Genomic DNA, 15,553 nt, shown 5'->3' with positions numbered 1-15,553 from the left:
ATGGCATGCAATCGTCAAGAGAACTATAACGCATTCATAAAATGGCACTCTCGTTAGAGAGTTGTGTCAGCAGCGTTAATAAACAATTGGAATATCATTGAATGATCAAACAATGGCAGCTAGCTCATGGCCGTAGCCTCCAATTGGGTTCAAAATCGGTCATCATGGGTATTTTGAACGTTACGCCAGATTCTTTTTCCGACGGCGGCAAGCATATTGAGCTCGATAATGCGCTGGCTGCGGCCAAAACAATGCTCGACGAGGGTGCTACGATAATCGACGTGGGCGGTGAATCAACCCGTCCGGGTGCGGCCAAAGTCGACGCAGAGACCGAAGCTGCGCGCGTTGTGCCAATCATTCGTGCGCTGACCGAGAATTTTGGCTGCATCATTTCGATTGATACCTATCGTGCTTCAACCGCACGGCTTGCGGTGGAAGCGGGTGCACATATCGTCAATGACGTGTGGGGGCTGCAAAAAGAGCCAGAAATTGCACAAGTTGCGAAAGAGACGGGTGCGGGCCTTGTCATTATGCATACAAGCCGCGACCGGGAGACCGATGCAGACGTGATCGCTGATCAGTTTGCATTTCTGAACAAGTCGCTTGAAATTGCGGGCAGGGCAGGCATCAATGCTTCGAATATCACGCTTGATCCGGGTTTCGGCTTTGGCAAAAGTCAGGATGAGGACATCGCACTGATGGCGCGTATGGAAGAATTGCAGCGTTTCGGCTATCCTCTGTTGGTCGGGACTTCAAGGAAGCGCTTTATCGGTGCCATGACCGGACAGGCTGAGCCTTTGCAGCGTGATGCAGGAACGGCTGCCACATCGGTAGCGCTACGCTTGGTAGGAGCCGACATTTTCCGCGTTCATAATGTCGCGTTTAACAGAGACGCCCTTGCAGTTGCTGATGCTATCCTGCAAAGCAGAGCAAGTTCACAATAGGAAAAGAGCCGTGTACACCATCCGCATTATGAATTGCGCGTTCTTTGCGCATCACGGCGTCTTTGACGAAGAGAATAAGCTCGGACAGCGTTTCTATGTCGATGCAATACTTGATGTCGATGCCGGTTCATCCTTGGAAAATGACGATATTGAAGGCACGGTTCATTATGGTATCGCCTTTGCCGTTATTCAGGACATTATCACTGGTCGTCAGCGTTATCTGATCGAAACGCTTGCGCTGGACGTCGGTAAGGCGCTGACTGAACGTTTCCCGCAGATTAAACGCGCCGAAATCACCATTCGTAAGCCAAATGCACCGGTTCCGGGTGTGCTTGACCATGTTGAAGTCACGGTGGTTTATCCGCGCTGATGAGCAATGAATTGCCTTATCGCGCCTGGCTTGGGCTTGGCGGCAATATTGATGATCCTATTGCGTCTATGGCAAAAGCCTTAAGGCTGCTTGATGCCCGGGACGACACAAAAGTCGTCTCAGTATCGAAGGTCTATCGCACGCCACCTTGGGGCAAAACGGATCAGGCTTGGTTTCACAATGCTTGCGCTGAAATTGAAACCGCGCTTACACCGCTTCAATTGATCCAGACCTGTCTTGATGTTGAGCGTTCGCTTAAGCGCGTTCGCCTTGAGCGCTGGGGACCGCGCATCATTGATATTGATATTCTTGCGATGCAAACAAAAGCGGGAGAGGCGATCATCATGAATGATGAAACGCTAGAACTGCCGCATCCGCGCATTCAGGAGCGGGCCTTCGTGCTGGTTCCACTCAATGATATTGCACCAGAACTTAATATTGCAGGCAAAAGTGTTTCCGAATGGAATGCTATCTGCGCGAATTCTGAAATAGAAAAAGCCCGCACGAATGCGGGCTGGTGGCTTGAAGAATAGAGAGCTTTAGTTCTTAGCGATGCTGCCGACAGCGATATTGTCAACGCGCTTTAGGCTCATGCCGATTACTGGAACCAGTTCCTTCTCAACGCGCACAGATACAGTGACATTCATCGTGTTCTTATCCGCAACGCGTGCGAGCATGGCGCCATTCAGTTCTTTGCGGTTAAGCCCGAGAACGACTTTGTTGCCGGAAACAGTGCCGGAAGTGACGTTCAGGCCTTTGCCTTCTGCACCATCATTAAACTTACCGGAATAGGTTGAACCATCACGTGTAATTGTCGCTTTCATCGCTTGCGAGAAAACACCTACGCGGCATGTGCCATCAAGTGTCATGCCGACTGCGGCATCAGGCGTTGTACCAGCGAGATTGCAGACGAATTTCGTGCCTTTGTATTTACCGGCAACAATTTCACCCGGGCCTGACCACTGGCCTTCGATTGTCTGGAAAAACTGTTCATCCTTATCTGCGGCCAGAGACGGCACAACGAAAAGCGATGCGGGCAGGAGCGTGAGGCATGCAGCGATGGTGTTTTTCATAGTCAGCTCTGTCCCGGAATTTTGGCCTGAAGGGCACGCTTCCAATAGATTATTTGTAAACACGCCGCAACCGAAGGGCAGAGTGTTTTATGGTGCAAGGATCAAAGATTCGAGCACCCTAAATTCATGTCTTATAATCGTCGTGAATGGTTAATGCTTTATTGTCATCGCTATTAAAGCTGGCAAGTTTAGCGAGAATAAAGAGCTTTTTAACCCCGATCCTTTGGCTTTACAGCCTTGTCGCCATTTAAGCGAGCGATATCGCCAATGAAGTCGCCAACACCGGGGCGTTTTTCCGAATTAAACGGGAAGGGCCGAACCACATCCATCGCCGCAATCCCGATGCGGGCAGTCATCAAGCCATTAACGACACCTTCGCCGAGCTTTGCCGAGAGGCGCGATGCAAGCCCATGACCGATCAGTTGTTGAATGACACTATCACCCATGGCAATCGTGCCGGTGACGGCCAGATGCGCCACAACGCGGCGTGCCAGCTTGAGAAAGCCAAGCGTTCCGGGCCGTCCACCATAGAGCTGTGAAAGCCGACGGATGAGACGCGCCGATTCAAAGATCACATAGCCAATATCAACAAGCGCACGCGGGCTGATAGCCGTGACAATCGAAACACGCTTCGACGCATTGAGGATCAATGCACGTGCTTCACGGTCCAGCGGGCGCAGGATTTCAGTCTCGGCAAGGCGAATGAGATTACGACCATCAATGATCTCATGAGTCAGACCATCCAGCATCTGCCGTCCGCGTGCGGTTTCCGGCAGGCTTGCCGCGATGCCGCGCAACTCATCAACCGCTTTGCGCGCTGCCGCCATATCATCGCGATCAGCCGCATCTGCCGCGTGTTTTCGTAAATGCTGAACAGAAGCCAGCCGTCGAAGAGCCATCAGCTCACGGGCAATAATTGCCGCAAATGCCGCAAGGGCAATCATCGCCACGCCAAGCGCTGTCCAACCAAGCCAGTCAGCGCGTGAGAACAGCGCCTGAATCAGATCTTCAATCCAGATACCAATGGCAAAGGACGCGAGAACCCCCAGAGCACCAAACAAGACCTTGCTCAAAGACCAGCGACTACGCGGTGGCGCTTCAAAAGCCGGATCCAGAATCTCAAGCTCTGCAGCTTCTTCTTCACTCAGTGCAAAAACATCAACGTCTGGTACGACTTTTTCAAGATCGGTAACGGCGCGTGGGCGGCGCGGTGTTTCTGCCGCTGCAACCTTTTCCGCAGGTTGCTGAACACTAAAGGCCGCTGGTTTGCGTGGAGGTTGCTCACTCATGCCAGACGATCTCCAATCAGAAACTGCAATGCACGATCAAGCCGAATATGTGGTAGCGAAAGCGTGATACCTTCTGCCGTGCGTTCAAGGCGCGGCGGACGAAAACGAACAAAACGAATAGCGGGATCATCATTCGAAAGCGATGGTTCGAATATTATATTAGGATTTTTTGGTAAATCACCGGGAAATATAGCAGTTTCTGTTTCACCATCAAAGATTTCACCGTCGATCCGCTCACCTTTTAGCGGCGTTCCGATGATAACGGGCAGCGTATCTTTGCCTTCTTTAACCGTTGCTTCGCGGGTGGCGCGAACGGCAGCCATAGCCAGAACTTCGATGTCCGCTTCGGAAAAATCTGCTCGCTCAATAGCGCGTTCGACAAGGCGGCGAACAATGGCTTGCAGGCGGTCATGGCTTTCGTGATGCAGATGATCCGCCTTGGTGGCGGCAACGAGAATGCGGCCAATGCGGCGCTGGATAAGCCCTGTCAGCAGATTGGCACGACCGGGACGGAAGCAGGACATAATGTCGGTCAGTGCGCGTTCCAGATCGGCAACCACAGCGCCACCGGCATTCATGGCCTGCATTGCGTCAATCAGGATAATCTGACGATCAAGCCTTGCAATATGCTCGCGGAAAAACGGCTTTACGACATGCGTTTTATAGGCTTCGTAACGGCGCTCCATCATTGCAGCCAGACTGCCGGTTTTGAAATCTTCTGGCTTCAGATCAGGCAATGGCGCAAATGTGAGGGCAGGTGAGCCATCCAGATCACCGGGCATCAGGAATCGACCGGGTGGCAGCGTCGATAATGCACGCTCATCAGCCTTACCGGCACGCAAATAGGCAGTAAAACTCTTCGCAAGGCGCTGCGCAGTCAGTTCATCGGCATTATTGGAAGGCGTGACGGTGTGGGCTTCAGTGATCCAATTCTGAGCCAAATCCTTATGCGTTGGTTCATGAGCAAGCGCAAAGGAATCGGCACTGAACTCACGATAGGTCTTGCCAAGCAAGGGCAGGTCGAGCAGCCACTCACCCGGATAATCGACAATATCAACGGAAAGTCGCCCCGGTGAAAGCCAGCGTCCCCATGCAGATGCGGTTTCATATTCAATTGTCAGGCGAAGCTGCGATATGGCGCGCGTTGAATCCGGCCAGATGCGATCATCAAGCAGCGCTGAAAGATGTTCTTCATACTGAAAGCGCGGAACTGCATCATCTGGCTGCGGCTCAAGCTGCGAGCGCGATATGCGGCCAGACTTATAGGCTTCAAACAGCGGCAGACGACCGCCATGCACCATATTATGCACGAGAGCAGTGATGAAAACGGTTTTGCCCGCGCGAGACAGGCCAGTGACACCAAGCCTTAGCGAAGGAGACATCAGGCCGGTTGCCCTATCGGTCAATGTGTCGAGTGCGATCCGTACTTCATCGCCGAAACTGGTCAGTTTTACCAATTGTGCCCTCGTAGAAATTACGTCCTGTCAAAGCCATAGATAGGAACTTGTGAGGCATATCAACAAGGTGTCAGCAATATCATTGGTTTGCGCAATCAGCGCGGAACAACAAAACTTTCCAGAAATCCTTGCTTCTGCGCAATCTGCGACAAGGGGCCATCAAATGTGAATGTTGCGAGTGCAGCCGTGGGAAAACCTGCCTCAAGCCGTGCTATGCTTTGCTGATCACCATCACCTGTAAGCGCCAGTGCGAGATCTTCTATACTCGGATTATGCCCGACCAGCATTAACTGCTCGGAGCTCGAATTGTTCTTTATAGCCTGCAAATATTCACCAGCGCCGCCGCTATAAAAGGTCTGATCGATGACCGTCTCAACATCGATACCAAGTCGCTCGACTAATCCAAACGCCGTTTCGCGGGTTCTGGAAGAAGCGGACAAAACAATCCTGTCTGGAAGCGCGCCAGATGATTTCATCACATTTGCCAGTCCATCCAGTGAAGCTATGCCCTCTTCATCCAACGATCTGTCAAAGTCCTTCATGGCTGGTTTTGGCCAGATTGCTTTTGCATGGCGAAGAAGAAAGAGGCGACTCATCATGGACTCCTGGGCAAATTTTGAGGAGAAACGAACACATTTCATGCCACAATTGCTTCAAAATAGGGATAGGGTTTCCCATTTCAGCCAATTTATCTACGAAAAGAATAAATATGCACAGGTAGTTTTGCTTGAATATTGGGCATAAGATCGATCAAGGATTGTCCTGATCCGGTAATTATGTTTCGTAAAGAGTTCTAAGACTGCTGATTTCAAGCGTTTTATCAAAATAAAATCGAATTATTTATATTTTCAATTTTAGTTGCTTATAAATTCATCATAATCACATAATTTTGATGAATTAAAAAATAGCATGCAGCGTGTGTTTAATGTTGTGTCATCGCTGTGATCGACTTATATACCGCACGCGTCTCCTAGATGTGGGGTAATTCAGAATGAGTGAATTGATCGACCTTGACTATAGGCCCACTGAAGACGAGCCGTTCATGAATGAACGGCAGAAGTCTTACTTCCGTGGAAAGCTTATTGCATGGAGGAATGATATTCTGCGCGAAGCGCGCGAAACTCTCGACGCGTTACAGCAGGAAAATGCAAACCACCCGGACCTGGCGGATAGGGCATCCTCCGAAACGGATCGGGCCATTGAACTTCGCGCACGTGACAGACAGCGCAAACTGATTTCCAAAATCGATTCAGCCATAGGCCGTATTGACGAGGGGACTTACGGTTTTTGTGAGGAGACCGGCGATCCAATCAGTTTGAAACGGCTGGATGCACGACCAATCGCAACGCTTTCCATTGAAGCACAAGAGCGCCACGAGCGCCGCGAAAAGGTTTATCGCGACGATTGATTTATTTCAGTCGAACAGAAATTTTTAAGGCTGCGTTTTCGCAGCCTTTTTTCTTTGGCTTCTCAGTCAAACGCAAAGGGCGTCAGCATTTCTGCCGACGCCCTTTTTCAGATCACGTATTTAATCAGAACTTACGGGTTTCATCGCTGGTGAGTTCACCGAGCAGTTTTTCCATTTCGTCCTCAATACTGTCATCCGGCTTGCGGCCATTTGGAGAAATGTCGAGCGAGCCAAGCAGCTCTTCCTCGAAAATATCGATTTCGAGCATTTCAGGTTCTTTGTTACCTGCAATATCGCCGCCATCTGCCGCAAGATCAGCCATGATAGCATCGTGCAGCGCGCCGCCAATATCACCCAGATCGTCTTCAAACTGCGGTTCTGGCTCTGAAGCAATGACGACAACTGGTTCTTCTTTAACTGTTGAGACGATCGGCTCTGGTTCTGATCTGAACGTCGGCACAACTGTTGCAGCCGGGCTAACCTCAGGTGCAGTAACCTGTGGGCTCGTCGTCTGTTCATTGGCTGGCGTGACATTGCCAAGATTGGCAGCTGCAACGCTCGCAGCAGCGGCAGCACTGGCTGCGGACGTTGAACTCAAAACGCCGCGGGAAACCTGACTTAGTGGATAGGCTGGATGCAGACGCGGCGATTGCGGCTGCTCAGACGGATGCGCGGCTGGAAGAACAGTGCGCGGCTGCGGCGGATAATTAGGAGCTGGGCGAGGCGGCTGTGGACGCGCTGGAACAGCGACCACTGGTGCTTCAACCTTTTTCGGAGCCTGTAGGGCAACTGGGGTTACAGGCGGCGCTACCGGAGGGCGCGGAGGTGCACGAAATTGCTGGGCTTCAGGAGCAATCTGCTGAACTGGTTCAGGTTTGCGCTGTGCAACTGGCTCAATTGGAGAATTGAGCTGAATGGCTTCGTCTTTTTCAACCACTTGAGCAACAGGTTGAGCAAGTGCTGGACGCTCTGCAACCTCCGATGTCACGCTGGCTTCATGCTGACGGAAGCGCTCAATGTGTTCCGGCTCGATACGCGAAGGCTGCAAACGCGGATTAGCGCGGGCTTCCATGACGATGTTTTGCTCAACGACAACATCAGTAGGGCCACCGATCAGCAGAAGGTGTTCGACATCATCGCGGCGGATCAGAACCAGCTTGCGGCGCCCATCAACAGCTGCTGCATCCATGACTGAAAGCCTTGGCTGACGGCCTGTTCGACCATTCGTGGAAAAACTATTGCCACTGAACCGACGGATAATGCTCAGAACAACGAAAATTCCGCCGAGAATGATCGCAAAAATGAGAATAAAGCCGATAATATTTGCAGCACTTTCCCCAACAAGACCGCTGAGCCATTCTTTCATGCGGGTAACCCTCTCATACTAAAACCAACAATGTCCGTGACGGAAACTACCATTCCCCGCGCCTCAATCCCCAAGCCACAAATCACGGACAACGCATTTCTTATGCAACACTAATTCAATTTGTCTCACTTGGGAATGTTCCATCCATTTGGCTGAAACATATGATCCCCAGCCAAAACAGTGCAAAACGCGCCATTCCACGCTGATTTAAGGTCTGCAAGCTTGTGCTGCCGGGCGATTAACGCATTCTGCGAATCGTATATACCCTGCAATATGCGTCAAAATCTGGCACAAGATATAAAGCTGGAAAACGAAGCAGGGAACGTGATTGGTTTTGCTTGATGAATAAGATAGCGCTTAAGCTGAAACAAACAGCAGCGGGACGATTTGCGGCCCTTGTAGTTCAGCTAAACAGCATGAAAGGGCAGTGGGCCTGATGTCGCGACCGACGGACAATAATTATCCGAAACCGCTCGTCATGCCGAAGCGTGGCTCAAGTTCAGCTTTGCGGCTGCTGATCATCGGCATTGTGCTGACAGTTGCAGCACTCGTCTATTTCGTGTTTCGCGATCAGCTTGGCGATGGATTTGCTATCGTTTTGATGGGCATTCTGTCGATGATCGGCGTGTTCTATCTTTTTGGCGCTGCAACTGGATTGATCGAGTTCGGCCAACGCCATGGCGAGCGGGATCTTGAGCATCGTTTTATGGATACGATGCCGGAAGGTACCGTTATTTCCGATGCGCGTGGCCAGATCGTCTATGCAAACAACGCTTATGCTGGAATGACCGGTGTAGCGGCAGCTGATGGCGTGCGCTCGCTTGATAATATTCTGACAAGTGAACCGGCAGCGTCTGACGCAATCTATCGCCTGACAAATGCGGTGCGCGATGGGCTTTCTGCGCAAGAAGAAGTGCGCATTTCTGGTGGTCTTTCGCGGGATGGTCAAAGCTCCGCATCGCCGGTCTGGTATCGCATCAAAGCACGCCCGGTTGATGGCGGACAGGACTATAAAGGTCAGCTCGTCGCCTGGCAGATTGCCGACATTTCAGACGAACGCGCCGAACAGGAGCGCTTCTTTCAGGAATTGCAGGAAGCTATCAATCATCTCGATCATGCACCTGCAGGCTTTTTCTCGGCTGATCCTTCGGGCCGGATAATTTATCTCAATGCAACACTTGCCGAATGGCTTGGCGTTGACCTGACGCAATTCACGCCGGGTTCGCTTACGTTGAAAGACATTGTTGCGGGCAGTGGCATGGCGCTCATCAAGGCCGTCAAGGCAGAGCCGGGCACCAGCCGCAACACCGTGATTGATCTTGATCTTATCAAGCGCAATGGTCAGAGCCTTGCGGTTCGGTTTTATCACCGCGTTCAGGCTGCGCGCGATGGCACGCGCGGCACAAGCCGCACAATTGTTCTGGATCGTGCAGAGGGCGAAGATTCATCCGCCGCACTGCGTTCTGCCGAAGTGCGCTTCACGCGCTTCTTCAATTCAGCTCCGATGGCAATTGCTGCGGTTGATGCCGAAGGCCATACGCTGCGCACCAATGCGCGTTTCCTCGATATTTTTGCGCCAGTGGTTGATCGTGATGCGGTCGATAACCGTGTGAAGCTTGAAAATGTTGTGCATGAGCGTGACCGCGAAACCTTCAACAAGGCGCTTGCGGCGGCTTTCGCAGGGCAGGCAAGTATTTCGCCCGTTGATACGGTGCTTCCGGGCAATGAAGATCGTCACATCCGCTTCTACCTCAGCGCTGTTACCGATCTTGGCGAAACCAGCGAAGAAGCAGCGATTATATCTGCCGTGGAAACCACCGAGCAGAAAGCGCTCGAAAATCAGATGGCACAAAGCCAGAAGATGCAGGCAGTCGGCCAATTGGCTGGCGGTATCGCGCACGATTTCAACAACGTGTTGACTGCGATCATCATGTCGTCAGATCTGCTGTTGAGCAATTATCGCGCGTCTGATCCGTCCTTCCCTGACGTCATGAACATCAAGCAGAATGCCAACCGTGCAGCTTCGCTCGTACGGCAGTTGCTGGCGTTCTCACGTCGCCAGACGCTGCGTCCAGAGGTTCTTGACCTCACCGATGTTCTGGCTGATCTGCGTATGCTGCTGGCCCGTCTGGTGGGCAAGGATATTGCACTCAAGATTGAGCATGGACGCGATGTTTGGCCGGTGAAGGCTGATCTTGGCCAGTTTGAGCAGGTTGCGGTCAATCTGGCTGTTAACGCGCGTGACGCAATGCCAGAGGGTGGCGAAATCACGCTACGCACGCGCAATGTCACAGCCTCGGAATCGGCAAAGCTCAACTATCGCGAACTGCCTGAAGCCGATTATGTTGTTTTTGAAGTGGAAGACAGCGGCACCGGCATTCCGGCCGATGTGCTCGAAAAAATCTTCGAGCCGTTCTTCACCACCAAGGAAGTAGGCAAGGGCACGGGCCTTGGCCTTTCGATGGTCTATGGCATCATCAAGCAGACCGGCGGCTTCATCTATTGCGATTCAGAAGTCGGCAAAGGCACAACCTTCAAAATCTTCCTGCCGCGCCATATCGAAGAAAAGGGCGCAGACAATGCGCCTGTCGCAGTCAAGGAAAAGAAGGTCGAAAAGGCGGCCGATCTTTCCGGCTCTGCCACCGTGCTTCTTGTTGAAGACGAAGATGCTGTGCGTATGGGCGGCGTGCGTGCGCTGCAATCGCGTGGCTATACCGTGCACGAAGCAGCATCCGGTGTTGAAGCGCTTGAGGTTCTGGAAGAACTCAACGGCGAGGTGGACATTGTTGTTTCAGACGTTGTGATGCCAGAAATGGATGGACCAACGCTGCTGCGAGAATTGCGCAAGACCCATCCAGACATCAAGTTCATCTTCGTTTCTGGTTATGCAGAAGACGCATTTGCGCGCAATCTGCCAGCGGATGCCAAGTTTGGTTTCTTGCCAAAGCCATTCTCTCTCAAGCAGTTAGCAACTGCTGTTAAAGAGATGCTGGAGAAAGAAGATTAATGCCTGAACGCGGTGCAGACAGCGATGCGTAAGCGCGTGATTGCAATTTTCGGCGGCGGGCCAGCAGGGCTTTTTGCCGCCGAACATTTGTCCGAGCTTGGGTATTCCGTTAGTGTTTATGAGCAGATGCCAACCGTCGGGCGCAAGTTTCTGCTCGCTGGAAAGTCCGGCCTCAATATCACCCATTCGGAAGATTTCGCTCAATTTGTGCAACGCTATGGTGCGAGCAATGAGCGCCTCCGGTCTGCTTTGGAAAAGTTCACGCCGCAGAATTTGCGCGACTGGGCAGATGCGCTGGGTGCGGAAACCTTTGTTGGTTCATCCGGTCGTGTCTTTCCAAAAGCCATGAAAGCATCGCCGCTATTGCGCGCATGGATAAAGCGACTGGAAGAACAAGGCGTCAAAATTCTCACCCGCCATAAGTGGACAGGTTTTGAGAATGGAAAGCCAGTCATCGAAACGTCGACAGGTACAGAGGCCATAAGCTGTGACGCAGCACTCTTTGCCTTTGGCGGTGCGAGTTGGCCAAAACTTGGCTCGAATGGTGCATGGGTTGAACCATTTACGAAGCAGGGCATTCTGTCCGCTCCAATGCGCCCTGCCAATTGCGGCTTTGATGTAAACTGGAGCGATTTTTTTGCCGAGCGTTTCGAAGGTGAGCCGGTTAAGTCTGTGACCATCACCAGCGAGGCAGCTGTTACTCAGGGTGAGTTTGTGATCACACGCGGCGGTGTGGAAGGCAGTCTTGTCTATGCGCATTCAAGTGCTTTACGTGATGCGTTGCAATGTGACGGTCATGCAGGCCTTATTCTCGATCTTGCGCCGGGTCGCACACTTGAACGCCTAACGCATGATCTATCGCGTCAGGATAAGAAGCTAAGTATCAGTAATCTATTGCGAAAAGGTGCGGGACTTACGGGCGTTAAAGCAGCCCTCGTGCTTGAATTTCAGCGCGACAAAGCCCCGGGCAAGCTTGCGCAGTCCATTAAGGCACTTGCAATTCCGCTCGTTCGTACGCGCCCGATTGAGGAAGCTATATCCTCGGCTGGTGGCATAGAATGGAGTGAGATCGACGAGCATTACATGCTCACCAAATTGCCGGGCACGTTTGTCGCTGGCGAGATGATTGACTGGGAAGCGCCGACTGGCGGCTATCTTCTGACCGCATGTTTTGCAACGGGCTTAGCGGCGGCGAACGGCATAGATAACTGGCTCACGAAAGGCAGTTAGTCATTTTAGTATCAAAGAGGAAATGCGATGCGCTTTTTGAAAGTTACCGGTTCCATTCTCCTTCTTGTTATTCTGGCTGTTGTCTTATGGCTTGGTTTTCGCCCGCCCGAGCTTCTTAAAGTTGGCACCGGCTATGCTGCCAAAATCGTCTGCTCGAATGTCTTTCTGGCCAATCGTGATCCGCAAGAAGTGCTGGCTCTTGATGTGCAGGCTCCCGGTCACCCTTTACTGAAATTTGTCGATGTTTCAGTCGATCATACCAGCGAGACAGTTACCTCCCATATTTTCGGTTTCTTTGCACCGAGCAAGGCCGTTTATCGCCCGGGATTTGGCTGCGCCAATGTGCACGACGCCGATCTGCGTCCTTCATTGAATCAGCCTATGGATGCGGCAGCGCTCATTGCCGATGTGAATATCAATCCGGCAATACAAAACATTATTGAAAATCCAGCATTGGCCGGGTCGGGGATGCGTGCGATTGCCGTGTTGAAAGACGGCCAGATCATCGCTGAAACCTACGGGCCGGGCTTTGATGCCAACACACCGCTGCTTGGCTGGTCGATGACAAAATCTGTTATGGCAACACTGATTGGCATGCGCATTGCTGAAGGCAAAATGGATTTGCAGCGCGATCATCTTTTGCCGGAATGGGAAGGCGGCGACCGATCTAAGATCAGGCTTGCAGATTTGCTGGCAATGGAAAGCGGCCTCAAATTTGATGAGGATTATGGCAACGTCACCGACGTAACGCGTATGCTGTTCCTCGAAAACAATATGACCGGATTAGCGGCCTCACTTCCGCTCGAAGCACAGCCCGGCACCAAATTCAACTATTCCAGCGGTACGGCCAACATTTTATCAAGGCTTTACATGGAAAGCTTTGATACACCCGAACAGGCGCTGACCTATGCGCAAACCACACTTTTTGAGCCATTGGGCATTGCGAGCGCCACACTCGAAGCTGATGCCAGCGGCGTTCCTGTTGGTTCATCTTATCTTTATGCCAATGCCCATGATTGGCTTTCCATCGCCCGCCTGCTGCTCGATAAAGGCAAAGTGGGCGACAAACAGCTTCTAAGCGAAGATTTCATTCAACTGATGCAGGAGCCATCCAAGGCCTCTGATGGTCGCTACGGATCAGCGCAGACCTGGCTGCAAACTGCGGGCGTTAAAGCCGGTACAGAAGGCATTCCGGCGGATGCCTTCTGGATGTCGGGTCACGATGGTCAAAGCCTGATCATCGTACCATCCATGAACCTCGCCATTGTTCGCCTTGGCCTCACGCCATCACGCACTGGATATAAGGTTCCTGAACTTCAGGCTGCTATCATTCAGGCTTTGCAGAAGATGGAGTGAGGTCCACAAGATTGAGCTTCCGGAAATCGCCGCCGCTTGGGTTCTGGAATGGATAGAGGCCAAATTCAGGCATAACCGCATAGAGATGATCAAAAATATCAGACTGGATCTGCTCGTAAGATGCCCAGACGGTCGTGTTGGTGAAGCAATAGACTTCAAGCGGCAAACCATCCGGCGTCGGGTCCATCTGGCGTACAAGCAGCGTCATGCCCTTGTGAACGTTGGGATGATTCCGCAGATAGGTTTCGACATAGGCGCGGAACGTGCCAATATTGGTGAAGCGACGCGTATTGACCGGGTTCTTTGCCTTATCGCCAAGCTTGGCATTCCAGTCAGCGATTTCCTTTTCCTTCTTCGACAGATAGCCCGTCAGTTGATCGATAGAAGCCAGACTATGAAGCTCATCTTCGCTCAAAAAGCGGATTGTCGCCTGATCGATGAAAAGCGCACGCTTAATGCGACGGCCACCCGATTGCTGCATTCCGCGATAGTTTTTCATCGGCTCGGTGATGAGCTTGCGAATTGGAATTGTAGTGATCGTTTTATCGAAATTCTGAACTTTGACAGTATAAAGCGCAATTTCCACCACGTCGCCATTGGCATCAAGATTTTTCATCTCGATCCAGTCGCCGACGCGCACCATATTTGATGAGGCAATCTGCATACTGGCGACAAGCGAAAGCAGCGTATCCTGAAAAACCAGAATAAGCACCGCAGCCATGGCACCAACACCTGACAGCAGGATCACAGGCGAACGATCCAGAAGCGTCGCGATGATCAGCACCACCGCGACGAGGTAAATCACCAGTTTGCTGACCTGTACGTAGCCCTTGATCGGACGATCTTTGGATTCTTCACGGCGGCTATAGAGTGTGTCGACAACGCTCAGAGCCGCACTGACGGTAAAGGCTAGCGTTAAAATAATGAAGGCAATAGCAACATTGCTGATGACTTTTAATACAGTCTGCGGAAGTTCAGGCACAGCCACAATGCCCGTTGCAATGATCAGTGCCGGCACAATGTTAGCCAAATGCGCAATCACACCGTGCTGTTTGAGTTCTTCATCCTGACCAAAAGCAGTCTTCTGGACAATTCGGTCGAGAACTTTCAGCAATATCGCTTTGATGAGAAAATTTGTCACAAAGGCTGCAAGGAAAAGACCTGTAAGGGCTGCAAGCGTCTGCGCCCATGGGTGGGCAATAAAAAATTCCGACAATATATTTTCCCGTATAGCTTGGTGATTTTCACGAGTCCTACGTGTGTGAACTTCTGAAATCAACCTTTCGGCCTCGTTTCAAAGAAAATCCCGACCAGTGGCCGGGATTTTTATCGCGATATAATGGGTATTTTTCTTTACTGCGCTGGCGCAGCAGGTGCTGCCGGAGCAGGATCAGCCGCTGGTGCATTTGTTGCGCCCGCTGCGGCTGGGTCGGCTACACCATCAACAAACAGCACTGAACGATCAAAGGCAGGTGCCTCGGTTAGCTGATCCTTAGTAGCCTTGATCACCAACCATTTCTTACCGTCACTCCGTGTTGCAAGCTGCAACTGGTCAGGGCTTACGGCCACATCCTTCTGGCCAACGCCCAAGAAACCGCCAACGCCGATCACTGCGGCCTGCACTTCACCGTCGGGGCTAACGATCAAATCATTGAGATTACCGACAGAGGCTGCATCGGCTGCATCACTTTCATAGACTGTCTGTCCGATGAAGCTCGAAACGAGCAGCTGTCCATCTTTCGCTTCCACAAAACCAATCTTTTCGGATTCTGCGGCTGGCGGGCTACCAAACATGTTCTGCGAAGAGACTGGAAGCTCTGCGGCAGCAGGCGCAGGCGCAGCTTCAGTCGGTGCGGGAGACGCTGTCTGGGCAAAAGCCGAACCACTAATCAGCAGCGCACATGTCGTTGTCAGCAGTGTTGTTCTAAGCATAATCATCTCCTTTGTTCATCTTGTTCCATTAGTTGAACGTAGAGATGCGAATAGGGTTCCAATTTTTAATATGATTTTTTTCTGAAGTCTGGTGCTTAAGAAAAAGAATTCAGATGTACCA

General features: G+C 51.7%; 14 protein-coding genes. 7 read left to right on the top strand and 7 right to left on the bottom strand.

Features of this window, described 5'->3' with window-relative positions; translation table 11 throughout:
• Positions 1 to 101 precede the first annotated feature (101 nt).
• The 3 genes from folP to folK are packed head-to-tail and all read left to right on the top strand — an operon-like array spanning position 102 to position 1,847.
• Positions 102 to 944, top strand: coding sequence for a dihydropteroate synthase (folP, locus tag J2782_RS03230; RefSeq protein WP_310010103.1), 843 nt, complete (start codon positions 102 to 104; stop codon positions 942 to 944).
• A 10-nt stretch (positions 945 to 954) separates the two neighbouring features.
• Entirely contained in the window at positions 955 to 1,314 is a 360-nt protein-coding gene (gene folB, locus J2782_RS03225) for a dihydroneopterin aldolase (protein ID WP_310010102.1), read from the top strand.
• On the top strand, positions 1,314 to 1,847 hold the full coding sequence (gene folK / locus J2782_RS03220) for a 2-amino-4-hydroxy-6-hydroxymethyldihydropteridine diphosphokinase (protein ID WP_310010101.1): 534 nt from the start codon (positions 1,314 to 1,316) through the stop codon (positions 1,845 to 1,847). Before folB ends, folK begins: the two co-directional genes overlap by 1 nt.
• Positions 1,848 to 1,853: 6 nt before the next feature.
• On the opposite strand, the gene J2782_RS03215 is transcribed toward folK, so the two are convergent.
• The 4 genes from J2782_RS03215 to J2782_RS03200 all read right to left on the bottom strand — a co-directional run bounded on the left by J2782_RS03215 (position 1,854) and on the right by J2782_RS03200 (position 5,729).
• Positions 1,854 to 2,387 (bottom strand): hypothetical protein, encoded by a 534-nt coding sequence (locus J2782_RS03215; protein ID WP_310010100.1) that lies wholly within the window; start codon positions 2,385 to 2,387, stop codon positions 1,854 to 1,856.
• 209 nt (positions 2,388 to 2,596) lie between these two features.
• Positions 2,597 to 3,676: a YcjF family protein gene (locus tag J2782_RS03210; RefSeq protein ID WP_310010099.1), complete on the bottom strand. Its 1,080-nt coding sequence runs from the start codon at positions 3,674 to 3,676 to the stop codon at positions 2,597 to 2,599.
• Positions 3,673 to 5,133, bottom strand: coding sequence for a YcjX family GTP-binding protein (locus J2782_RS03205; RefSeq protein WP_310010097.1), 1,461 nt, complete (start codon positions 5,131 to 5,133; stop codon positions 3,673 to 3,675). The genes J2782_RS03210 and J2782_RS03205 overlap by 4 nt, the downstream gene beginning before the upstream one ends.
• 95 nt (positions 5,134 to 5,228) lie before the next feature.
• Entirely contained in the window at positions 5,229 to 5,729 is a 501-nt protein-coding gene (locus tag J2782_RS03200) for a SixA phosphatase family protein (RefSeq protein WP_310011052.1), read from the bottom strand.
• Positions 5,730 to 6,124: 395 nt separating this feature from the next.
• Between J2782_RS03200 and dksA the strand changes: the two genes are divergently transcribed.
• The gene (gene dksA, locus J2782_RS03195; protein ID WP_250040726.1) at positions 6,125 to 6,541 is read left to right on the top strand and encodes an RNA polymerase-binding protein DksA; all 417 of its coding nucleotides are present in this window, start codon (positions 6,125 to 6,127) and stop codon (positions 6,539 to 6,541) included.
• A gap of 124 nt (positions 6,542 to 6,665) precedes the next feature.
• On the opposite strand, the gene J2782_RS03190 is transcribed toward dksA, so the two are convergent.
• Positions 6,666 to 7,907: a flagellar biosynthetic protein FliO gene (locus J2782_RS03190; protein WP_310010096.1), complete on the bottom strand. Its 1,242-nt coding sequence runs from the start codon at positions 7,905 to 7,907 to the stop codon at positions 6,666 to 6,668.
• Between the two features lie 436 nt (positions 7,908 to 8,343).
• On the opposite strand from J2782_RS03190, the gene cckA reads away from it, so the two are divergent.
• From cckA to J2782_RS03175, 3 genes are read left to right on the top strand one after another with little or no spacing between them, the layout of a single operon-like run.
• Positions 8,344 to 10,914 (top strand): cell cycle histidine kinase CckA, encoded by a 2,571-nt coding sequence (gene cckA / locus J2782_RS03185; RefSeq protein ID WP_310010095.1) that lies wholly within the window; start codon positions 8,344 to 8,346, stop codon positions 10,912 to 10,914.
• 24 nt (positions 10,915 to 10,938) lie between these two features.
• Positions 10,939 to 12,144, top strand: coding sequence for a TIGR03862 family flavoprotein (locus J2782_RS03180; RefSeq protein WP_310010094.1), 1,206 nt, complete (start codon positions 10,939 to 10,941; stop codon positions 12,142 to 12,144).
• Positions 12,145 to 12,171: 27 nt separating this feature from the next.
• Positions 12,172 to 13,500, top strand: coding sequence for a serine hydrolase domain-containing protein (locus J2782_RS03175; RefSeq protein ID WP_310010093.1), 1,329 nt, complete (start codon positions 12,172 to 12,174; stop codon positions 13,498 to 13,500).
• Here the strand turns inward: J2782_RS03175 and J2782_RS03170 are convergent.
• Both J2782_RS03170 and J2782_RS03165 read right to left on the bottom strand, forming a co-directional pair.
• Positions 13,472 to 14,716 (bottom strand): mechanosensitive ion channel family protein, encoded by a 1,245-nt coding sequence (locus J2782_RS03170; RefSeq protein ID WP_310010092.1) that lies wholly within the window; start codon positions 14,714 to 14,716, stop codon positions 13,472 to 13,474. The two genes, J2782_RS03175 and J2782_RS03170, sit on opposite strands and share 29 nt — an antisense overlap.
• Before the next feature lie 137 nt (positions 14,717 to 14,853).
• Complete coding sequence (locus J2782_RS03165; protein WP_310010091.1) at positions 14,854 to 15,432, bottom strand: PRC-barrel domain-containing protein; 579 nt, start codon at positions 15,430 to 15,432, stop codon at positions 14,854 to 14,856.
• Positions 15,433 to 15,553 lie beyond the last annotated feature (121 nt).

The organism is Brucella pseudogrignonensis (genome assembly GCF_031454375.1).
GTDB classification, from domain to species: domain Bacteria; phylum Pseudomonadota; class Alphaproteobacteria; order Rhizobiales; family Rhizobiaceae; genus Brucella; species Brucella pseudogrignonensis_A.
This window is presented reverse-complemented; position numbering and strand designations above follow the sequence as displayed.